This window comes from Streptococcus cristatus, assembly GCF_003943535.1.
GTDB classification, from domain to species: Bacteria; Bacillota; Bacilli; order Lactobacillales; family Streptococcaceae; genus Streptococcus; species Streptococcus cristatus_L.
The window spans coordinates 201,266-224,167 of the sequence record NZ_RJPU01000001.1 but is presented as its reverse complement, the minus strand read 5'-3'; the positions used below and the strand labels follow the sequence as shown (position 1 = coordinate 224,167).

At 43.5% G+C, this 22,902-nt stretch carries 20 protein-coding genes; all 20 read right to left on the bottom strand.

Annotated features, from left to right (window positions below; translation table 11 throughout):
- Nucleotides 1-2: 2 nt before the first annotated feature.
- The gene (gene purN, locus D8790_RS01225; RefSeq protein ID WP_125387292.1) at nt 3-554 is read right to left on the bottom strand and encodes a phosphoribosylglycinamide formyltransferase; all 552 of its coding nucleotides are present in this window, start codon (nt 552-554) and stop codon (nt 3-5) included.
- Nucleotides 551-1,573, bottom strand: coding sequence for a phosphoribosylformylglycinamidine cyclo-ligase (gene purM / locus D8790_RS01220; protein ID WP_125387291.1), 1,023 nt, complete (start codon nt 1,571-1,573; stop codon nt 551-553). The genes purN and purM overlap by 4 nt, the downstream gene beginning before the upstream one ends.
- A gap of 44 nt (nt 1,574-1,617) precedes the next feature.
- On the bottom strand, nt 1,618-3,060 hold the full coding sequence (purF, locus tag D8790_RS01215) for an amidophosphoribosyltransferase (RefSeq protein WP_125387290.1): 1,443 nt from the start codon (nt 3,058-3,060) through the stop codon (nt 1,618-1,620).
- 12 nt (nt 3,061-3,072) lie between these two features.
- Nucleotides 3,073-6,798, bottom strand: a complete 3,726-nt coding sequence (locus D8790_RS01210; protein ID WP_125387289.1) for a phosphoribosylformylglycinamidine synthase — start codon at nt 6,796-6,798, stop codon at nt 3,073-3,075.
- A gap of 66 nt (nt 6,799-6,864) precedes the next feature.
- Entirely contained in the window at nt 6,865-7,572 is a 708-nt protein-coding gene (gene purC / locus D8790_RS01205; protein ID WP_125387288.1) for a phosphoribosylaminoimidazolesuccinocarboxamide synthase, read from the bottom strand.
- A 184-nt stretch (nt 7,573-7,756) separates the two neighbouring features.
- The gene (gene glnA / locus D8790_RS01200) at nt 7,757-9,103 is read right to left on the bottom strand and encodes a type I glutamate--ammonia ligase (protein WP_005591666.1); all 1,347 of its coding nucleotides are present in this window, start codon (nt 9,101-9,103) and stop codon (nt 7,757-7,759) included.
- A gap of 31 nt (nt 9,104-9,134) precedes the next feature.
- The gene (locus tag D8790_RS01195; RefSeq protein ID WP_005591665.1) at nt 9,135-9,500 is read right to left on the bottom strand and encodes a MerR family transcriptional regulator; all 366 of its coding nucleotides are present in this window, start codon (nt 9,498-9,500) and stop codon (nt 9,135-9,137) included.
- Nucleotides 9,501-9,576: 76 nt separating this feature from the next.
- The gene (locus D8790_RS01190) at nt 9,577-10,101 is read right to left on the bottom strand and encodes an FUSC family protein (protein ID WP_005591664.1); all 525 of its coding nucleotides are present in this window, start codon (nt 10,099-10,101) and stop codon (nt 9,577-9,579) included.
- Nucleotides 10,102-10,532: 431 nt separating this feature from the next.
- Nucleotides 10,533-11,732 carry a phosphoglycerate kinase gene (locus tag D8790_RS01185; RefSeq protein WP_125371180.1) on the bottom strand — a complete coding sequence of 400 codons (1,200 nt, stop codon included), beginning with the start codon at nt 11,730-11,732 and terminating at the stop codon, nt 10,533-10,535.
- 245 nt (nt 11,733-11,977) lie between these two features.
- Complete coding sequence (gene gap, locus D8790_RS01180; protein WP_005591661.1) at nt 11,978-12,985, bottom strand: type I glyceraldehyde-3-phosphate dehydrogenase; 1,008 nt, start codon at nt 12,983-12,985, stop codon at nt 11,978-11,980.
- 239 nt (nt 12,986-13,224) lie between these two features.
- Nucleotides 13,225-15,303, bottom strand: coding sequence for an elongation factor G (gene fusA / locus D8790_RS01175; RefSeq protein ID WP_125387287.1), 2,079 nt, complete (start codon nt 15,301-15,303; stop codon nt 13,225-13,227).
- Nucleotides 15,304-15,581: 278 nt separating this feature from the next.
- On the bottom strand, nt 15,582-16,052 hold the full coding sequence (gene rpsG / locus D8790_RS01170) for a 30S ribosomal protein S7 (protein ID WP_005591659.1): 471 nt from the start codon (nt 16,050-16,052) through the stop codon (nt 15,582-15,584).
- 19 nt (nt 16,053-16,071) lie between these two features.
- Nucleotides 16,072-16,485: a 30S ribosomal protein S12 gene (rpsL, locus tag D8790_RS01165; RefSeq protein WP_005591658.1), complete on the bottom strand. Its 414-nt coding sequence runs from the start codon at nt 16,483-16,485 to the stop codon at nt 16,072-16,074.
- A 303-nt stretch (nt 16,486-16,788) separates the two neighbouring features.
- On the bottom strand, nt 16,789-17,406 hold the full coding sequence (locus D8790_RS01155) for a hypothetical protein (protein ID WP_125387286.1): 618 nt from the start codon (nt 17,404-17,406) through the stop codon (nt 16,789-16,791).
- A 15-nt stretch (nt 17,407-17,421) separates the two neighbouring features.
- Nucleotides 17,422-18,237 carry a pur operon repressor gene (purR, locus tag D8790_RS01150; protein ID WP_061422196.1) on the bottom strand — a complete coding sequence of 272 codons (816 nt, stop codon included), beginning with the start codon at nt 18,235-18,237 and terminating at the stop codon, nt 17,422-17,424.
- 200 nt (nt 18,238-18,437) lie between these two features.
- Complete coding sequence (locus D8790_RS01145) at nt 18,438-19,382, bottom strand: 3'-5' exoribonuclease YhaM family protein (protein WP_045500508.1); 945 nt, start codon at nt 19,380-19,382, stop codon at nt 18,438-18,440.
- Entirely contained in the window at nt 19,372-20,628 is a 1,257-nt protein-coding gene (locus tag D8790_RS01140) for a DNA recombination protein RmuC (RefSeq protein WP_125387285.1), read from the bottom strand. Before D8790_RS01140 ends, D8790_RS01145 begins: the two co-directional genes overlap by 11 nt.
- A 1-nt stretch (nt 20,629) precedes the next feature.
- Entirely contained in the window at nt 20,630-21,262 is a 633-nt protein-coding gene (locus D8790_RS01135; RefSeq protein WP_125387284.1) for a thiamine diphosphokinase, read from the bottom strand.
- A complete protein-coding gene (rpe, locus tag D8790_RS01130; RefSeq protein ID WP_125387283.1) occupies nt 21,255-21,914 on the bottom strand; it encodes a ribulose-phosphate 3-epimerase in 660 nt (219 codons plus the stop codon). Before rpe ends, D8790_RS01135 begins: the two co-directional genes overlap by 8 nt.
- A gap of 14 nt (nt 21,915-21,928) precedes the next feature.
- Nucleotides 21,929-22,807 (bottom strand): ribosome small subunit-dependent GTPase A, encoded by an 879-nt coding sequence (rsgA, locus tag D8790_RS01125; protein ID WP_125387282.1) that lies wholly within the window; start codon nt 22,805-22,807, stop codon nt 21,929-21,931.
- Between the last annotated feature and the right edge of the window lie 95 nt (nt 22,808-22,902).

The following is a 22,902-nucleotide window of genomic DNA, read 5'->3' as shown; positions in this document are numbered from 1 at the left end:
ACCTATAACCTCTCCATCCCCAAACTATCCAACACTTCTGGATACAACTTGTACTCTGCTTCATGAATGCGGGCTTCAAAGCTTTCGATAGTATCATCAGCTAGACGTGGCACACGCACTTGTTTGATGACCTTGCCTGTATCCACACCAGAGTCCACCCAGTGAATGGTCACTCCAGACTCGTCTACGCCAGCATTCCAAGCGTCCTCAATCCCATGAGCTCCTGGAAATTCAGGCAAGTAAGCTGGATGAATGTTGATGATTCGGCCTTCATAAGCTGCCAACAAGGTGGGGCCAACGATTTTCATATAGCCTGCTAGGCAAACCAAGTCAATCTGGTGTTCTTCCAATAGTTCGACAAGGGCTGCTTCGTAGTCTGCCTTGTTCTCGAACTCCTTGAGTTCAAAAGCATAAGACAGAACGCCAAGCTTGTCTGCACGCTCGAGCACATAGGCGTCACGATGGTCTGAAAAGACAAACTCCACCGGAAATTCTTCGGCAACCACCTGAAAATTTGAGCCATTACCAGAGGCAAAAACCGCTATTTTTTTCATTTGATGATGACACTTTCGTTTTCTTTCTTGACGATGCGACCAATTTCATAGACTGGTTCATCCAGCAATTCCTTGACACGATCTACATTTTCAGGGCTAACTGCCAGCATAAGTCCCACACCCATATTGAAGATTTCAAACATTTCTTCGTGTTTGATTTGACCGTATTTTTCAAGAGCCTTGAAAATCGGAAGCACTGGGACTTTGTCTTCTTCAATTTCCGCAGCTAGGTCATCTGCAAACATACGAGGAACATTTTCGATAAAACCGCCACCTGTGATGTGGGCAATACCGTTGACCAACTCTTCCTTGATAAGTGGTAAGACAGCCTTGACATAGATACGAGTTGGCTCAAGAAGGACTTCCTTGAGTTTCTTGCCTTCCAATTCTGGCAAGACTTCCTCACCTGTGTAGTCCGCAAAAACACGACGCACGAGTGAGTAACCATTTGAGTGAATCCCACTTGAAGCAAGCCCGAGAAGGACATCACCTTCAGCTACTTTTGAACCGTCTATGATTTGAGATTTTTCAGCCACACCGACTGCAAAACCAGCCAAGTCGTAGTCATCTTCTCCATACATACCAGGCATTTCAGCCGTTTCTCCACCGATAAGGGCGGCGCCTGCCTGCACACAACCTTCTGCTACACCAGCAACCACTTGTTCTAGCTTGGCTGGTTCATTCTTACCAGTTGCGACGTAGTCAAGGAAGTAAAGAGGCTCCGCACCTGCAGCGATGATATCATTGACACACATGGCAACACAGTCCTGACCGATGGTATCGTGCTTATCGTATTTGATAGCCAACATGAGCTTGGTTCCGACACCGTCAGTCCCTGAGATCAAGACCGGTTCTTTGACACCTGTTTTTGAAAGGTCAAACATGCCACCAAAACCACCAAGAGCTCCCATGACACCTGCACGCTCCGTACGAGCTACGTGCTTTTTGATCCGCTCAACAACTTCATAACCCGCTTCAACATCCACACCCGATTGGGCATAAGCATTCTTATTTGTCATTTTTGTCTCCTCTTCCTTTCCTTTAATGGAGGGTCTTCATCCGCCTATTTGTAAAAACTGGTTTTTTCATCCAAACTTCTACGATAGTCTTCTTCATAGTCGTAGAGAGGAGTTGGGTAGTCACCGTCAAAGTAAGCGACACAGAGACCACCGTTCGGCGCATCTGTTTCGATCCCGATAGAGTTAATCAAGCCATCAATCGAAAGATAGGTCAGGCTATCTGCACCAATAATTTGGCGTGTTTCTTCGACCGTATGATTGGCAGCAATCAGCTCCTGACGCGTCTGGATATCAATCCCGTAGAAACATGGATAAGCTAGCGCAGGACTGCCAATAGCAACGTGAACCTCGGACGCACCTGCTTCTTTCAAAAGCTGAACGATACGGCGAGAGGTCGTCCCACGAACAATGGAATCATCAATCATGACCACACGTTTGCCTTTGACAACACCCGAAACAGCAGACAGTTTCATCCGCACCCCTTGCTCCCGCAATTCTTGAGTCGGTTGAATAAAGGTACGTTGCGTGTATTGGTTTTTGATCAACCCCATTTCATTTGGCAGACCTGATTCTTCCGCAAAGCCCATGGCTGCGCTGAGTGAGGAATTTGGCACACCGACCACAATATCCGCTTCGTGCTTAAATTCACGCGCCAATTGAGCCCCCATACGTTTGCGAGCTGTATGGACATTGACACCGTGGATATTAGAATCAGGGCGAGCAAAATAGATATACTCCATAGAGCAAATCGCCAACTGTGTATCATCTGTATAGCTATCATACTGGATGCCCTTATCATCAATGATCACAATCTCTCCAGGCTTCAAATCGCGAATCCACTCGGCACCAATGACTTCAAAAGCACAGGTTTCTGACGAAACGACCACCGCTCCGTTTGCCATTTTCCCAATAGAAAGTGGACGGAAGCCATTAGGATCAAGCGCCGCAATCAACTTGTCCTCAAACAGCAAGATATAAGCAAAGCCACCTTTGACAAGACTGAGCGCCTCCTTTATTTTACCCATCAAGTTCGGATTGTGACTCCGACGAATGAGATGAGCCAAGATTTCTGAATCGGAAGTTGAACTGAAAATAGCACCTCTTTGTTCCAATTCTTTCTTGAGCGATTCGGCATTGGTCAGATTTCCATTATGGGCCAAGCCAAACTGCATATCATGAAAGCGAAAAATGAAAGGCTGGATGTTATCTACAGAAGCTTCTCCTGCGGTCGCATAACGCACATGACCGATGGCAGCAGTTCCTGTCAGTTTATCCAATTTGGTAGGATTTTTGAAAACTTCTGATAGAAGTCCCATATCACGATGGCGCTTCAATTGCCCCTGATCATTGGAGAGGATTCCAGCCCCCTCCTGACCACGGTGCTGAAGACTGTGGAGCCCAAAATAGGTCATTTTAGCAGCATCTAGATGTCCCCAAATACCGAAAACACCACATTCTTCATTAAGAGATTTTACTTCGTATGTCATTTTTTATACCTTTTATTTCCCTGTGAAATAACGCACAGCTGACGCAAACAGGTGCTGGTCTTTATTTCCTGGGATATTTTGGAAGAGACCGTCTTCATAACGTTCTGAGTGGCCCATCTTACCGATGATTTGTCCGTTCTTACTGGTAATTCCTTCGATGGCATTGACAGAACCATTCGGATTATACTTAGAGTCCATACTTGGTTTGCCGTCAAAGTCAACGTATTGGCTGAAGATTTGGCCATTGTCACGGAGTTCCGCAAATTCCTCAGCTGTCACGACAAATTTCCCTTCACCGTGCGATACTGGGATGGCATGGATATCGCCCACTTGCACGCCAGCCAACCATGGTGAGTTGGTATTGGCAATTCGAGTTTCCACCATCTTGGCCACGTGCTGGTTAGCATCATTGTAGAAGAGGGTTGGACTAGTACCATTAGCATCTTCAAAGTTTCCGTATGGAAGAAGACCTGATTTGACCAAGGCCTGGAATCCATTACAGATACCGATAATCAAGCCACCACGAGCGATAAATCTATCAATGGCTGCACGCACTTTTTCATTAAGCAGGATGTTGACGATAAACTTAGCTGATCCATCTGGTTCATCCGCAGCTGAGAAGCCACCTGCAAAGAAGAGGATGTTAGCCTTGCCGATATTGTCAACCATGGTTTCAACTGACTTGACAATGGCTTCTTCATTCAAGGTCACGAATGGCACCAAGTTGAGCTCTGCACCTTCTTTTTCGAAGGCCTTAGCTGAGTCATATTCTGAGTTGGTTCCTGGGAAGACTGGAATGTAAACCACAGGTTTTTCAATAGTTTCCTTGGCTTTGATGACTGCGTCAGAAGCGACAGCTGGAACTTCAGCCAATTCTTTGGCCTGTGCAAATTCTGTTGGGTAAACTTCTTCCAGTTTTCCTTGGAAGGAACTGTCAAGTTTGTGTCCATCTAGCTTCACACCGTTGACAGTCAGTGTAAAGTCTACGCTTGTTTGACCGATTCTCTCCACTCCAGCGATTTCTTGAGGAGATGTGAAGATAAATCCACCTAATTGAGCTGTTAAAGAACTTTCAAGTTCAGACAAGATAACCTCTGCACCGATATGGTTCCCAAAGCTAGCAAGAGCCAAGCTTTCAACGACACCACCATATTTAACAGCTGAAGCTGCCGTCACTTTGTGGGTTGCTTGGATGGCTTCAAACTGAGCAAAGTTTGACTTGATCAAGTCAAAATCAATCTCTGCAGAGAGGGCTTGACCTGGAATGTAGTAGATGTTTTCACCAACGGTCTTGAACTCAGGAGAGAGTACCTTACGGCTATCTGCCGTCGTCACCCCAAAGGCAACCAAGGTTGGCGGTACTGTCAATTCTTCAAAAGTACCAGACATAGAGTCCTTACCACCGATAGATGGCAAACCAAGCTGAATTTGTGCTTCAATAGAGCCTAGAAGAGCTGCTACTGGCTGACCAAAACGCTCTGCCTGTTTGTCCATGCGCTCGAAATATTCTTGGTATGAGAAACGAGCCTTAGACCAGTTTGCACCAGCAGCCACCAAACGAGCAGTCGCTTCGATAACCGCATAAGCAGCACCATGGTATGGAGACCATTCTGCTACATAAGGGTTGAATCCTTGAGCCATGACTGACGCAGTGTGAGTTACACCGTGCTGAACTGGCAATTTCTGCACAGATGCCTCAGTTGGTGTGAGTTGGTAGCGACCACCAAGTGGGTGATTGACCGTTGAACGACCGACCGAGCAGTCAAAGATGGTTTGCAAACCTTTTTGACTCGCATGGTTAAGATCAGATAGAACCGCAAGGGTATCAGCTTCAAGTGTGTCAGCGCTTGTTGTGCGCTCTTCTGGAAGCTCGACATCCTTGTCTACAACCTTGGCATCGACGACCACACGCACACCGTTTGTATCAAGGAAACGACGTTCCAAGTCGACAATTGTTTCACCATTCCAGTGCATGACAAGATTTGGTTTTTCAGTCACTGTCGCAACCACAACCGCGTCAATATTTTCTTTATTACATTCTGCAACGAAGGTATCTACATCCTCGGGACGAACCACGACCGCCATCCGTTCTTGTGATTCAGAGATAGCAATTTCTGTACCATTCAAACCTTGATATTTAAGAGGAACCTTGTTGAGGTCGATTTCAAGACCGTCTGCCAATTCACCGATGGCCACACAGACACCACCTGCTCCAAAGTCATTGGACTTCTTGATAAGACGAGTGACATCGCCATTACGGAAAAGGCGTTGAATCTTACGTTCTTCAATGGCATTCCCTTTTTGAACCTCAGCACCAGCAGTCTCCACAGACTCAACTGTTTGAACCTTAGAAGATCCTGTCGCACCACCGACACCATCACGTCCAGTTTTCCCACCAAGCAAGATAATCACATCGCCGGCTTTCGGTTTTTCACGGACAACGTTGCCCTTGGGAGCCGCACCGACAACGGCACCAAGCTCCATACGTTTGGCTACAAATCCTGGGTGGAAATACTCACGAACGTAAGTCGTCGCAAGCCCAATCTGGTTACCATATGAAGAATAACCGTAAGCCGCTGTTTTAGAAATGACTTGTTGTGGCAATTTCCCTGCGCGCGTTTCCGCAATCGGCGCTGTAATGTCACCAGCACCTGAGATACGCATAGCTTGGTAAACATAGGAGCGACCTGACAATGGGTCACGAATGGCTCCACCGATACAGGTAGCCGCCCCACCAAATGGCTCAATCTCCGTTGGGTGATTGTGGGTTTCGTTTTTAAACATGAGGAGCCAAGGTTCCTTGACACCATCAACATCCACTTCGATTTCGACCGAGCAAGCATTGATTTCATCAGACACTTCCATGTCGTCCAAACGCCCATTAGCACGCTCATAACGACCAAAAATAGTCGCCATATCCATCAAGGTTTGTGGCTTTTCAGACCGACCTAGTTCCTCACGCATGGCAACATACTTGTCATAAGTCGCCTGCAATTGTTTTTGGAATTTAGAAGCTGAGAAATCAATCTGTTTCAACTCGGTTTCAAAAGTCGTGTGACGGCAGTGGTCAGACCAGTAAGTGTCCAAAACCTTAAGCTCTGTTTCCGTTGGCACGCGCCCGATTGACTTGAAATAGTCTTGGATAAAGAGCAAATCGTCCACTTCCATGGCCATCCCTTGTTCGGCCTTATAGCGAGCAAAGTCTTCTGCTGTATAGCTTTCAAAGAAAGTCAACTTGGGAATGGTCTTGTCTGACTCAGAAAATTCCTGCTTGGCAATCCCTGTCGTGATGTCCTTGAAACGAGAATCAACTGGGTTGAGCAAGTAGTTCTTGACCGCTTCTAACTCCGTCGCATCAATATCTTTATTGACCAAGTAAAGTTGGGCTGTGTTGACTGTCACGTCACTCGAACTTCCCAGCAAAAGCAAGGCTTCCTGTGAAGAAGCCGCGCGTTGGTCAAACTGCCCTGGCAGGCTTTCAATGGCAAAGAAAGCATAGTTGGCAAGATCCGCCTGCACAACCGCTTCGTCCAAAACATGGTCTGTCACCTGCTCAGAGAAGATGTGCTTCTCTGCAGGTGCGAACAAGTTCTCTGATAAATCAAAGACATCATAAACCTGCACAATGCGAATACTTTTCAAAGTTGACAATCCCAAGTTGTGCTGGAGTTCTCTTACCAAACTCTCTGACTTGACCTGAAAATCAGCCTTTTTTTCAACAAAAATACGTTTATCCATTAATTCTTATTCCTTTATTTCAGCTCTTACGATATTCCCAACGACCTTGAAGTTGTTGCAAACAGATTATTTCAATTCCTGCAACTTTTCCCAAACAACTTCGTAAACGTCTGTCAATTCACCCAAGCCACGGCGGAAAACATCCTTGTCCATGTGGTTGCCATCCGCGTCCCACAAGCGGCAGTTGTCTGGTGAAAATTCGTCTGCCAAGATAATCGTGCCATCCTTGTCAAAACCGAACTCTAGCTTAAAGTCAATCAATTTGAGGCCAATCTCAGCAAACCAGGCTTTCAAGAGTTCATTGATACGACGCGTTTCTTCCTTCAAGTAAGCAATCTGCTGGTCATCCGCAATTTTAAGGAATTTCACATGTTCATCATTGATAAAAGGATCATCCAAATCATCATTTTTATAGTAAAATTCAACGATCGGAGTCTCAAATGCGATACCTTCTTCTACGCCAAAACGTTTTGAAAAGGAACCAGCTGTGTAGTTGCGGAGCACCACTTCCAGAGGAATAATGTCAACTTTTTTATTAAGCTGATCTGTATCTGAGATTTTCTCGATAAAATGCGTTGCTACACCGGCAGCGTTCAACTTTTCAAAGATAAAGGCTGAAATCTGATTATTTAACACTCCCTTACCTGCAATTTGCTCCTTCTTGACACCGTTAAAAGCAGTCGCCTGATCCTTGTAGCGGGACAAAATCACCTGCTCATCTTCTGTCGCAAAAATATCCTTTGCTTTTCCCGAATATAACAACTTGTTTGACATTTTATTATTCGCCTTTCGTATTTTTGTGCTTTAAGTGTATCACTTTTAAATATATTTTACAAGTTTTTCCCGTACAATCTGAATACAAAAGCATGAAAAAGATTGGAAATACAACATTTAAAAACTGAAAATATCTTGTTTCCATACAAAAACAGGACTTTTTCAAGTCCTGTTTTAGAATTCATTAATATAAGTCTAAATAATTATCAATTTCCCATTGGGAAACGAAGGTCGCATAGCTAGCCCATTCAATCCGCTTGGCTTCAACAAAGCTAGTGTAGATATGGTTGCCCAAAGCTGCCTTGACGACCTCATCCTCAGTTAAAGCCTTAAGGGCATTGTGGAGAGTAGATGGCAGGTCTGTAATACCGGCTTCCTTGCGCTCCTCAGCTGTCATCACATAGATATTTTCCTCGATTGGAGCTGGCGCTTCGATTTTATTTTCCACTCCATGCAGTCCCACTTCTAGGAGCACTGCCATAGCAATATAAGGATTAGCCATCGGGTCTACTGAACGCAACTCCAAGCGAGTTCCCATACCACGTGATGCTGGTACTCGAACCAAAGGTGAACGATTTTGCCCAGCCCAAGCGATGTAAACCGGTGCTTCAAAACCAGGCACCAAACGTTTATAAGAGTTGACAGTCGGATTCATGATAGCTGTATAGTTATAGGCGTGCTTAATCAAACCACCCAAGAAATAGTAGGCTGTCTCAGACAACTGCATTCCTTTTGGATCCTCTGGATCATAAAACGCATTATTTCCATCTTGGTCAAAAAGGGACATATTACAGTGCATACCAGAACCAGCAATACCAAACTTTGGCTTAGCCATGAAAGTCGCATAGAGGCCGTGCTTACGAGCGATGGTCTTCACCACCAACTTGAAAATCTGAATCTTATCACAAGCACGAAGCACTTCATCATACTTAAAGTCAATCTCGTGCTGACCAACTGCTACCTCGTGGTGACTCGCTTCTACTTCAAATCCCATCTTAGTCAAAACATTGACAATTTCTCGACGGGTATTATCCGCCAAGTCTGTCGGCGCCAAGTCAAAGTAGCCACCCTTGTCATTCACTTCCAGTGTCGGATCGCCATTCTCATCCAGTTTGAAAAGGAAAAATTCTGGCTCAGGACCAAGATTAAAAGACTTGAAGCCCAGTGCTTCCATATGTTTGAGAGCTCGCTTAAGGTTACTACGAGGATCTCCTGCAAAGGGAACATGTTCTGTCGTATAAACATCACAGATCAAGCCTGCTACACTGCCATTCTCATCTCCCCAAGGAAAAACTGTCCAAGTATCCAAATCAGGATAAAGATACATGTCAGATTCATTGATCCGAACAAATCCCTCGATAGACGAACCGTCAAACATAGCCTTATTTGATAAGACCTTTTCAAGCTGCTCATCCGTTGCTGGAATTTCAACGTTTTTCATGGTTCCCAAAATATCAGAGAACATAAGACGGATAAAAGTGACATTTTTTTCTTTTACTTCGCGACGAATATCAGCTGCTGTAATGGGCATGGGTAACTCCTTATAGTTTTAAAAAAATAGTTTATGGCCGACGCATGTGACCAAAGGTTGGCAGAGAAGAGCCAAAACGACCTTGCTGTAAAATATCATTGTGGAGAGCTCGACGGACTTCCTTTTCACTAATCGTTTTGTGGGATTTAGCTTCACGCTCAGCATATTTCTTTTTAATAGCAGCGATATTATAGCCTTCAGAAATATAATCCTTAATTTCCAAAAGTCGGTCCATATCATTCAGAGAATACATTCGACGATTGCCCTCATTCCGAAGGGGAGTGATGAGGTTTTGCTCCTCATAATATCGAATCTGACGGGCAGATAAGTCCGTCAACTTCATAACGCTACCTATGGGAAAGACTGCCATATTTCGGCGAAACTCTTTTTCCTTCATTTTTTTCCTCTCTATGCACTATTATAACTAATTTTTTTTGTATGTCAACAATCAATGTGAGATTTTCTCACACATTTTAATTTATAGACTTAAAGAAATTCTTAATTCTATCCACATCCGAATTTACCACTATTGCAACAAAGACACCCATAAAGGTTTCAAAAACTCTAGCAAAAACGTATAAAATAGTATCTTCCGGACTAATGGAGAGAGTGATAATCAGCATGGCTGAAACACCACCAATCACCCCAGCCTTATTGTTCATAGCAACATTGGTCATGATCGTCAGCATCGTACAGATTGGCACAAATACCAAGGTCACCCAAAATTGGCCGTTCAATAAATTTCCCAACAGATAGAATAGCAAGGCATAAAAGCCCCCGACACTATTTCCTAAAATACGAGAAGTTCCGAAATGAACACTTTTATCAAAATCTTCTCGCAGGCTAAACACCGCTGTCAAAGCCCCAATTTGGAGCCCCTTCCAGCCAAACATACCAAAAATAAGTAGGACAATAAAGACTGCTATCCCTGTTTTCATCGTCCTCATACCCAAGCGAAATTTTGATTTATCAAATTTGTACTTACTAAAATAGCTCATGCCTTTTCCCTTTTAAAAGTAGACTATCTTTATTCTAACATATTTTCTAACAAAAAGGCTCTGTCCATCGAGTTTATTGTTTGTATCCTACAAGAATGCATAGCCAGCTTCTACTGTATTTCTAACTATATTTCCCATTATTGATTACTCATTAGGAAAATAGAAGCCAAAAGTCCATTTCCTCAGAAGCCTACGCGTACAAAAGAAAAAGAGTTGGTCTCCCAACTCTTTCCGTTTCAAAGATTATTTTTCAGTCAAAGCTGCAAGTCCTGGAAGAACTTTACCTTCAAGGAGTTCCATTGAGGCACCACCACCGCGTCACAAATACCTCCACTAACACAAAAAGGTGACATAGCCACCTTTTTGTTAACGTTTCAGTTTTGTTCCTTTTTCTACAAAATCAGGATTTTGTAGAGACTAACGGGCTGAAATTATTTTTCTGTAAGTGCAGCCAAACCTGGCAATACTTTACCTTCAAGAAGCTCCATAGAAGCGCCTCCGCCCGTACTAATCCATGAGAACTTGTCTGCACGACCAAGGTTGATGGCTGCGGCAGCTGAGTCACCACCACCGATAATTGATTTCACGCCTGGTTGTTTCACGATAGCGTCCATCACACCGATTGTACCAGCTTGGAAGTCAGGATTTTCAAACACACCCATTGGTCCGTTCCATACAACTGTTTTCGCACCAGTCAAGGCTTCGTCAAATTTAGCGATAGATTTAGGACCGATATCCAAACCAAGGAAGCCTGGATCTACTGCTTCACCTTCAGTATCTTTCACTTCAGTGTAGTCCGCAAATGCGTTTGCTTCTTTTGAATCAACTGGCAAGATCAATTTGCCGTTTGCTTTTTCAAGAAGAGCTTTGGCAACATCCAATTTGTCTTCTTCTACAAGTGAGTTACCGATTTCGATACCTTGCGCTTTGTAGAATGTGTAAGTCATCCCACCACCGATAAGGACTTTATCAGCTTTTTCAAGCAAGTTTTCGATAACACCGATCTTGTCTGAAACTTTTGAACCACCAAGGATAGCCACGAATGGACGTTCTGGAGCTTCAACTGCTTCTTGGATGTAGGCAATTTCATTTTCAAGAAGGAATCCAGCAACTGCTTTTTCAACATTTGCTGAGATACCAACGTTAGATGCGTGTGCACGGTGAGCTGTACCGAATGCATCGTTTACGAAGATGCCATCTCCAAGTGAAGCCCAGTATTTACCAAGTTCAGGATCGTTTTTAGATTCTTTCTTGCCATCAACATCTTCAAAACGAGTGTTTTCAACCAAGAGAACTTGTCCATCTTCAAGAGCGTTAACAGCTGCTTCCAATTCAGCACCACGTGTAACGCCTGGGATAAATTTAACTTCTTGTCCCAATTTAGCAGCCAAATCAGCAGCTACAGGAGCAAGTGATTTACCTTCTTTATCTGCTTCTTCTTTTACACGTCCAAGGTGAGAGAAGAGGATTGCACGTCCACCTTGTTCAAGGATGTACTTGATAGTTGGAAGAGCTGCAGTGATACGGTTGTCGTTAGTAATCACGCCATCTTTTACAGGAACGTTGAAATCAACACGAACGAGAACTTTTTTCCCTTTCAATTCAACGTCTTTAACAGTCAATTTTGCCATTAGATATGACTCCTTCTTTTTTTATACGTGTTAATTATATCACAAAATCTACAAAAGTGATAGCAAAAATTCATGGCTTTTCCTTTTCTCCAATCAAAGATAGATGAAAGACCACACGATTCTCATTTTTCTGATAAATGCTAATGCTGCTAGATGATCGAGTTGATTTCCAATAGCCACTCCTTCAAGCTGTTCTACAAAACAAAAAAAGAGACCCATTCGGATCCCTTCTTCATACAATTGAATTATTTAGCGATTTTTGCAAAGTATTCAAGAGTACGTACAAGTTGTGCAGTGTAAGACATTTCGTTGTCGTACCATGATACAACTTTAACCAATTGTTTACCGTCAACGTCAAGAACTTTAGTTTGAGTTGCGTCGAACAATGAACCGTAAGACATACCTACGATATCTGAAGATACGATTGGATCTTCTGTATAACCGTATGATTCGTTAGCTGCTGCTTTCATAGCTGCATTTACTTCATCAACAGTAACGTTCTTTTCAAGAACTGCTACCAACTCAGTAACTGATCCAGTTGGAGTTGGAACGCGTTGTGCAGAACCATCAAGTTTACCGTTCAATTCTGGGATTACAAGACCGATAGCCTTAGCAGCACCAGTTGAGTTAGGAACGATGTTAGCAGCACCAGCGCGAGCACGACGAAGGTCACCACCACGGTGTGGTCCGTCAAGGATCATTTGGTCACCAGTGTAAGCGTGGATAGTAGTCATCAATCCTTCTACAACACCAAAGTTGTCTTGAAGTGCTTTAGCCATTGGAGCCAAACAGTTTGTAGTACATGAAGCACCTGAGATAACTGTTTCAGTACCATCAAGAACGTCGTGGTTAGTGTTAAATACGATTGTTTTAACATCGTTTCCACCAGGAGCAGTGATAACAACTTTCTTAGCTCCACCTTTAAGGTGCTTTTCAGCAGCGTCTTTCTTAGCAAAGAAACCAGTTGCTTCAAGAACGATTTCTACACCGTCAGTAGCCCAGTCAATTTGTTCTGGGTCACGTTCAGCAGAAACTTTAACGAATTTACCGTTAACTTCGAATCCACCTTCTTTAACTTCAACAGTACCATCGAAACGACCTTGAGTTGTGTCGTATTTCAACAAGTGTGCAAGCATAACTGGATCTGTAAGGTCGTTGATGCGAGTAACTTCAACACCTTCTACGTTTTGGATACGACGGAAAGCAAGACGACCGATACGACCGAAACCGTTAATACCAACTTTAACTACCATTAGTGATTTCCTCCTTATGAAAATCAAAAAAAATTTTATGTGAAAAGAGTAACTTGAATCACTACAAATCACCTTTCAACATATCTATTATATACCTTATTGACCAAAATTGCAACTGATTTCATTATTATTAACAAGTAACAAATTTTCTTTCATGTATTTTCGATGTTTTTCATAAATTTCATATTTCGATTCCAAAAAGAAAAAACGCCCGCTAGAAGCGAGCGTCATGTAGTGAATTATTCACCACGGTGTTTCTTAACGATTTCTTCTTGTACTGACTTAGGTACATCTTCGTAGTGGTCAAATACCATCATGAAGGTACCACGTCCTTGTGTTGCAGAACGAAGGACAGTCGCATAACCAAACATTTCAGCAAGCGGAACATAAGCACGAACGATTTGGCTGCTACCATGTGCTTCCATACCGTCAACACGTCCACGACGAGCTGTTACGTGACCCATAACATCACCAAGATTTTCTTCAGGAACAGTGATGGTTACAAGCATCATTGGCTCAAGGATAGCTGGTTGTGCAGTCTTAGCAGCTTCTTTCAAAGCAAGTGAAGCCGCAACCTTGAAGGCTGTTTCAGATGAGTCGACATCGTGGTATGAACCATCGTAAAGTTTAGCTTTCACATCAACGATTGGGTAGCCAGCAAGGACACCATTCGCCATTGACTCAATCAAACCTTTTTCAACCGCTGGGATGAATTCACGAGGAACCACACCACCGACGATAGCATTTTCAAACTCGAAACCTTTTCCTTCTTCGTTTGGAGTAAATTCAATCCATACATCACCGAATTGACCTTTACCACCAGACTGGCGTTTGAAGAATCCACGTGCTTGAGTAGAAGCGCGGAATGTTTCACGGTAAGATACTTGAGGAGCACCTACGTTTGCTTCAACTTTGAACTCACGACGCATACGGTCAACAAGGACATCAAGGTGAAGCTCACCCATACCAGAGATAACTGTTTCACCAGTTTCAACGTTTGTTTCAACGCGGAATGTTGGATCTTCTTCAGCCAATTTTTGAAGGGCAATACCCATCTTATCTTGGTCTGCTTTAGATTTTGGCTCAACCATCAATTGGATAACTGGTTCTGGAACGTTGATTGACTCAAGGATGATTTTAGCTTTTTCATCTGTCAATGAGTCACCAGTTGTCGTATCTTTCAAACCAATAGCAGCTGCAATATCCCCAGCATAAACGGTTTCAATTTCTTGACGACTATTGGCATGCAATTGCACAAGACGTCCGATACGTTCACGTTTACCTTTAGAAGTGTTCATTACGTAAGAACCAGATTGAAGTACACCTGAGTAAACACGGAAGAATGTCAAACGACCTACGAATGGGTCAGTCATGATCTTGAAGGCAAGAGCTGCAAATGGCTCTTCGTCAGATGCTGGACGAGTTTCTTCTTCGTCTGTATCTGGGTTGATACCTTTGATCGCTGGGATGTCTAGTGGGCTTGGAAGGTAGTCAATAACCGCATCAAGCATCAATTGAACACCTTTGTTCTTGAAGGCAGAACCACACAATACTGGGAAGAATTCAACGTTGATAGTTGCCTTACGGATACCAGCTTTCAATTCTTCGTTAGTGATTTCTTCACCTTCAAGGTATTTCATCATCAATTCTTCATCAGTTTCAGCAACAGCTTCCACCAATTTTTCACGATATTCTTGTGCTTGTTCAAGGTATTCAGCTGGAATATCTTCTTCAAGGATATCTGTACCAAGGTCGTTAGTATAGATTTCAGCTTTCATCTTGATCAAGTCGATGATACCACGGAAGTCATCTTCAGCACCGATTGGCAATTGAATTGGATGAGCATTTGCTTGAAGACGGTCATGAAGTGTGCTTACTGAGTAAAGGAAGTCAGCACCGATTTTGTCCATTTTGTTAGCAAATACAATACGTGGAACTCCGTACTCAGTTGCTTGACGCCAAACTGTTTCAGTTTGAGGCTCAACACCTGATTGTGAGTCAAGAACGGTAACCGCACCATCCAATACACGAAGAGAACGTTGTACTTCGATTGTGAAGTCCACGTGTCCTGGTGTGTCGATGATATTTACGCGGTGGTGGTTCCATTGAGCTGTTGTCGCAGCAGATGTGATAGTGATACCACGTTCTTGCTCTTGCTCCATCCAGTCCATTTGTGACGCACCTTCGTGAGTTTCACCGATTTTGTGGATTTTACCAGTATAGTAAAGGATACGCTCAGTTGTAGTTGTCTTACCAGCATCGACGTGAGCCATGATACCGATATTACGAGTTTTTTCAAGTGAAAATTCGCGTGCCATGAGGTTAGTTTCTCCTATTTTTTTATTTTACAATCTATTATAACATTATTTAGAAAAAACGGATAGGCAGGACCTACCCGTTCTAAATGTTTATCTTGTTTTTTGTTGGTTTCAACTTACAAGATGATCAGTTGAATTATAGCTAAGAATAATATTTTTAGCTAATTTGAACCCGAGCGAGGCCCTGCGCAAAAAAGACAAACTGCTTTGTGTTCTTCAAACACTGCATCAGTTTCCTATTTTTACCTTGTGCCTTTGGCGCCCTTGGTATCATGATCTTACCAACGGAAGTGTGCGAAGGCACGGTTAGCTTCAGCCATACGGTGAGTATCTTCGCGTTTCTTAACTGCTGCACCAGTGTTGTTAGCAGCATCCATGATTTCTTTTGCAAGACGATCTTGCATAGTGTGTTCACCACGACCACGTGAAATTGTTACCAACCAACGAAGTCCAAGTGTAGTACGACGTTCTGGACGAACTTCAACCGGTACTTGGTAGTTTGAACCACCGACACGGCGTGCACGTACTTCAAGAACAGGCATGATGTTTTCCATCGCTGTTTCAAATACTTCAAGTGCATCATTTCCAGTAGCTTCTTTGATTTGCTCAAAAGCTCCGTAAACGATAGAAGCTGCTGTACCACGCTTACCATCAAGCATAACGCGGTTGATAAGACGAGTAACTAATTGTGAATTGTAAAGCGGATCTGGCAATACTTCGCGCTTAGGCGCACGGTTTTTACGACTCATTTATCTTTATCCCCTTTCTTTATGCTTTTGGACGCTTAGTACCGTATTTAGAACGGCCTTGCTTACGGTCAGTAACACCTGCTGTATCAAGTGCACCACGAACGATATGGTAACGTACCCCTGGAAGGTCTTTTACACGTCCACCACGAAGAAGCACCACGCTGTGCTCTTGCAAGTTGTGTCCGATACCTGGGATGTAAGCCGTAACTTCGATCAAGTTGCTCAAACGTACACGGGCAAATTTACGAAGGGCTGAGTTAGGCTTCTTAGGTGTCATAGTTCCGACACGAGTTGCAACACCACGTTTTTGTGGTGAAGATACGTTTGTTTGAACTTTTTTGTGGCTGTTGTAACCAACGTTCAAAGCTGGTGATTTAGATTTTTCTACTTTTGATTTACGCGGTTTGCGAACCAATTGGTTAATTGTAGGCATCTACATTCTCCTGTATTTTTTTAATTTTGGTGATGATACACTTGGTGACAGCTACCATCTGTGTGTACTTTTGCAACATTTGTCAGCACGTCTCTGTACACTTTTGAGAGACCAAAAGTAAAAAGTACCGTTTATCATTGTAACACAGAAGCATATCCTCGTCAATAGATTTTCTTAATTTTTTACTTATCTTCACTTCTTAATCAACCTTTTGCTTGATTATTATCATCTTAAAGATCTGAAAATATGCTACAACTAATTGGTGATAATTACTTAAATACTAACAAAAATAGCTATTCAATCTTATTTTTCACTTGAAGTCTGGGAAGGAACCACCGTATTTGAAGAGGCGCCCGAAGTATCTGAAGACGGGCTTGGTATCTCCGAAGATGGACTTGGGGTAACTTCTGGACTAGAGGATGGTGCAGGAGTCGAACTTTCTTGTGGCTGTATTCGTGGTTCGATTGAGATGGCAGGTGTTCGATAAACTGGCGCAACAGGCGTAGGAGAGAACGACTGCTGCTGGTCTGAATCAGGTTCAGTGGATTCCTCAGGTGTTTTCATTGCATCTTTTACGGCTTGAATTCGACCTTGAAACTTAGCTTTAGCGTCCTCATCTTTTACCTTGTCAACCGCTGCTTGTGCTTGAGTCAAACTTTCATCGGTACGCTCTTCTTCTAACTTTTTAACAGCTACTTCAGCATCCTGAATCGTATTATCTTCTGACGATGCTTTCTTAGTAGAACTAGCTTTACTGGAGCTTGAACGTCTACTGTAACTGACTGTTTTGGCGGAGCCCGTATTCTTCTGAGCTGGTTTTAAAAATATAAGTCCAGAAACCAAGATAAGCAGCATTATTGCCAGGATTCCTAAACGAACAAGGTTAGAAGCTCTCTCTAATTTATCAAAAATATTTCTCATAATTCTTTCCTAAAGTTAATCAAATATATTCCCAATCTCAACATCAATCTTATTTGATTTAACGTCGATATTGGTCACCTTTAACAGCGATTTGTATTCCAGATGATCGCGATTGGCTTGCGCATTGTCCGCAAAGACCGCTACTCCTGCCAACTCCGAATCAAACTCGGACAGAAGGCTAATCATCCCATTAACTGTTCCGCCTCCCTTTAGAAAGTCATCAACAATCAGTACCCGACTGCCAGCTTTTAGGCTACGTTTAGAGAGGAACATTTTCTCAATCCGATCTCCACTAGAGCCAGAGACATAGTTGACACTGACCGTAGAGCCCTCAGTGATTTTCAAATCGCGACGGACAATGACAAAGGGAACATTCAAAACATTCGCGACAGCATTGGCAAGCGGAACCCCCTTGGTCGCCACTGTCATAACAGCATCAATCTTTTGATCTTTAAAAGCTTTGGCAATGATGCGACCGATATTATTGAGGATAGATGGCGTACTGAGCAAATCGGACAAGTAGATATAGCCGCCAGGCAGGATTCGATTGCTTTCAGACAGCTGATCGCGGAGGTCTTGAACGATAGCCTTGGCCTCCTTTTCTGAAATGGAAGGAGTGAAGACGACACCTCCTCCAGCACCAGTAATTGTCTCAATCGTACCAATTTCGATTTCTTCAAAGGCACGTTTGATAATCACAATGTCTTCTGAAATGGAAGACTTGGCAGATTCATATTTCTCTGCAAATGTATTTAAACTTGTTAATTGGTAGGGATGGTTAATCAAGTAATTGGAAATAACCACCATGCGCTCACTTCTTCTTAATTTCATTTTTTCACCAATTCGACTCCATCAAAATCAGCCACAAACTAATCTGAGAACGTAGCTCTTCTCGCATAGAGCAGTAATCAATTCTTCCTATTTCAAAGTTTGGAGTGATTTCTATGAATATTTATTTTATTTTTTTCATTATATCATACTATATCAAAAAAACGAACATTATACTAAATATAATGCCCATTTTTCGTATTTCACTTATCAATTTTTGGTTTATAGAAGGAACGATTTTCCAATGCGAATATTTTATTGGTCATTTCTCCTGGAGCAACGAGAGACAGAGCCGTAGTCATCATCATCATTTCCGCATCCAGATTGTCAATCATGTGTAGGATTTCTGCTTCCATAATCTTTGGACGAACGGGACTGCCGTATTCAAGGAGACCGTGATGACTGAGGAGGACGTGGCGTAAAACAATGACATCTTCCTTGGTATCATCAATTTTCAGCTCCGCCAAGGTTTTGGTCAATTCTTCGTCAATCAGTGCAATATGGCCAATCAGATTGCCTCGCACGGTGTATTCCGTATTTTCCGGACCGCTCAACTCAATGACTTTGGCCAAGTCGTGCAACATAATCCCCGCAAAAAGAAGGCTTTTATTGAGCTGAGGATAGATGTCACCAATCGCATCCGCTAGTTTGACCATGGTAGCTGTGTGAAAAGCGAGTCCTGATTCAAAAGCATGGTGATTGGTTTTCGCTGCGGGGTAGGAATAGAATTCCTTATCGTATTTGCTGTAAAGGGAGCGCACAACCCTTTGCCAGACTTGATTTTCAATCTTGAAAATCATTTGTGCCAAGTATTCTCGCAGTTCTTTTTGATCAACAGGTGGTTTTTCTTTGAAATCAGCAGGATTATTAGGCTCACCCGCTTTTGGCAGGCGCAGGGTCAACTGATTAACCTGCGGGGTGTTATTGTAGACTTCGCGGCGTCCTTGCATGTGAACGACTTTCCCCGCTGTAAACTCTGCCACATTATGGGGCTGGGCATCCCATAATTTCCCTTCAATCACTCCAGTGTCATCTTGGAAAGTGAAGGCGAGGTAATTCTTCCCAGCTCTGGTCTGTCGGACTTCGGCTGACTTAATCAGATAAAACCCTTCAAACATCTCATCTTTTTTCATTTGATTAATTTTCATAGTTTTCCCTTTCGTCTGGAATATCGAGCAAGTGTAAATGGAGGTCTTGGTCAGACAATTCAATATGCCGCAGCGTTCTTTCAATGGCATTGGTTCGGCGAGTCAGTAGCTCGTCAATGCTGCCAGAAGCGTTCTTCAGGTGCTTCTGAGCCTTGGCTAGAATACCGCCAAATTTGTTGAATTCCAGCTTGACGCTGCCCAGAACCTTGCTGATGTCATCTGCGCTACGCTGAATGTTCAGGGTTTTAAAGCCAACTGAGAGAGAGTTGAGCAGGGCTGACAAGGTAGATGGTCCCGCCACGACAATCTGCTCATCTCGCCGCAAACCATCGAAAAACTCTGGATTGCGAACCACTTCGGAATAGAGTCCTTCCGTCGGCAAAAACATAATCCCAAAATTAGTCGTAGCCGGTGGAGCCAGATACTTACTATTAATATCCTTGGCAAAGCGCTTGACGCTAGCCAACAGCGACTTACGGTAAAGTTCAATTTCTTCCTTGTTGCCAGACTCGTAAGCATCTTCCAAGCGGTAGTAATCCGCCAGAGGAAACTTAGAATCGATGGGCAGGTAGACATAGTCCTGCTCCGTCTGTCCCGGCAATTTGATGGCATACTCCACGCGCTCACTAGAACCTGCTACTGTAGCAAATTCCCGCTCATACTGGCTGGATGTCATGATATCTTCGATAATTTGTCCCAGCTGGAGCTCGCCCATAATGCCACGGGTTTTTGTATTGGAAAGAACCTTATTGAGACTGCCCACATCCCGAGCCACCGTCTGCATCTCTCCTAATCCACGATTGACAGATTCTAGCTGCTTGGATACCGTCTCAAAGGAGGTCTGCAGGCGACTCTGCAAAGTCTTCTCTAATTTTTCCTCAACGGTCTGGCGCATCTGCTCCAGCCGCAGGTCATTGGACTCCTGAATCTGACGCATCCGCTCATCGGTTTTGTCTCGATTTTTGCTGAAACTATCCGCCATTTCGGTTCGCAAATCCGTCAAATGGAGATGCAAATCTGTTCGAACTTCTGCTAGCCGATCGCCCAGAACCAGTTCCAGCTCTTTTTGCCGAAGAGCTTCCTGCTGCCTTTCCTGCTCAAAGCGATAGTCCAGCTGGTCGGACAGATGATCTTCCTGCTCTTCTAGCAAGACTTTGATTGCCTGCTCCTGCTGCCCCTGTCTCTGCCAGAAGAAATAGAGAAAGACCAGATTGATGATAAGCAGGATGATGATGATATATTCCATATCAACTCCTATCTTTACTGTAAATAACAACCGTATAACCCTTGTCAAAGGATAAAAATACAGGTCTATCTATAAATTCGTTAGAAGCATAGACTTTTTTAAAGAAAAAATTCCTTTCATTTAAAGGATATTTAGCTCCTTCAATGGTCAAAGGAACATCCTCTGTCGGCATAAAGGCTAGATAGTCCATCCCTTCCACTGGCTTGATTTCATGACGGCCAGAAGGCACATAGCGGATGCAATTCTGGGCATCAACTAAGATCAGCTGCTCCATATAGGGAGCGATCTTATCGTTGCTGGGTAAGAAAATGTTGGCCAGAGCATGGTCTAGACGACCGCCAAAAGCGCCGAAAATCGTCAGATAAGCATCTGGATAGCGCTCAAGACAAGCCAGAACGGCCAATTCCAAGTCCGTATCATCCTTTTCAGGCTGAGCCTGAATTACTTCCTTGGCACCAGCTTTTATGCGCAGCAATTCTTCTTCAGATACAGAATCAAAATCACCAACCGCTAAGTCCAGAGGCAATCCCTGCTTTAGCAAATAAAAGGCGCCACGATCAACTCCGACAAAGATATCAAAATCTCGATTGAGCTCAGTCAAATCACCGCCAGCAAACAGAGCAATCCTAGGCATCTAACGCATCCCTCAAGGTCTGAACTTGATGACTGACATCACCTTTGAAGACATAGCTACCGGCCACAAAAATATTGGCGCCAGCTTCTCTAGCCAGCTGAATCGTCTTATCGTCAATCCCTCCGTCAACCTCAATATCAAAGTTCAGCTGATTGGCCTCTCGCAAAGCGACCAGTTCACGAATCTTATCCATGGTTTCTGGCAGAAAAGCCTGACCACCAAAGCCTGGGTTGACTGTCATAACTAGGACCTGATCCACTAGATTCAAGACATTTTTTATCGCTTCAACCGGTGTTCCAGGATTGATAACAACGCTAGGCTTGACGCCTGCCGCCCGAATCTTCTGCAGAGCCCCATGAATATGCGGTGTTGCTTCCACATGGATGCTGATAATATCCGCACCCGCCCGAGCAAATTCCTCAATATGATGCTCAGGATTGGACACCATGAGATGACAATCAAAAACCATCTTGCTGTGGGGACGCATACTTGCTACAACACCAGCACCAAAGCTGATATTAGGTACAAAATGGCCATCCATGACATCCAAATGGGCATACTCCGCCCCGCTAGCTTCTAGCTTTTTCAGCTCAGTCTCAAAATTAGCATAATCCGCACTCAGAACAGAGGGAGCAATTTTAAATGTTTTCATGATAGTTCCTTTCTCTATTTAGGAAGTTTTTTAGCTGTCTTTTTATAGGTTTCACGACGGTTCTCGATTTCACTGAGAAATTGCAGGTAATTTTCAAAACGAAAAGCAGCAATTTGCTCGGCTTCTACGGCTGGTTTGACAGCACAAGCCGGCTCATGTGTATGGGTGCAGGTTCGGAATTTGCAGTCCCGACTGATTTCGGCAATTTCTGGAAAGACTGTATTCAGGTCTTCTGCCTTGTCCACCTCATAATCCAGAGAAGAAAAGCCCGGAGTGTCCGCAATCTTTCCGCCGTTAAGATTATAAAAGCTGACCGCCCGTGTCGTATGACGACCCCGCCCCAGACTTTCAGAAATTTCTCCTGTTTCTAATTGCAAGTCTGGGGCAATTTTATTGAGCAGGGTGGATTTCCCAACACCGGTCTGACCCATGAAAACAGTGACTTTCCCTGTCAGAAGTGGCAGCAACTCCTCAGTGGTTTTAACGACCTCATAGCCGATGGCCTGATAGGCCTGTACATAGACATCCAAGCTCTGCTCATTTTCAAGCAGGTCTAACTTGCTGATGTAGATAATAGGATGGATCCGCTTGTGCTCCAAAAGCACCAAAAAACGATCCAAGAGATTAGCATTGAAGTCCGGCTCCTTGGCACTCATGATGACAACTGCCTGATCAATGTTGACAATGGGTGGCCGCACCAAACTATTTTTACGCTCGGCGATTTTTAAAATGTAGCCTTCAGAATCCTTGTCCGCTGAAAATTCGACATGGTCACCAACATAAGGCGTCTGACCTTTTTTGCGGAAATTTCCACGCGCTCTCGTCTGATACACCTGCCCATCTGACTCTACATAATAAAAGCCAGCCAAGGCTTTGATAATTATTCCTTGCAAGACTGCTCCTTTAAAGTTAATACAATTATTATATCAAAAAAACATATATTTGGCTTTTACTATTGGCATTTTCAAAAAATATGTTATAATAAAAA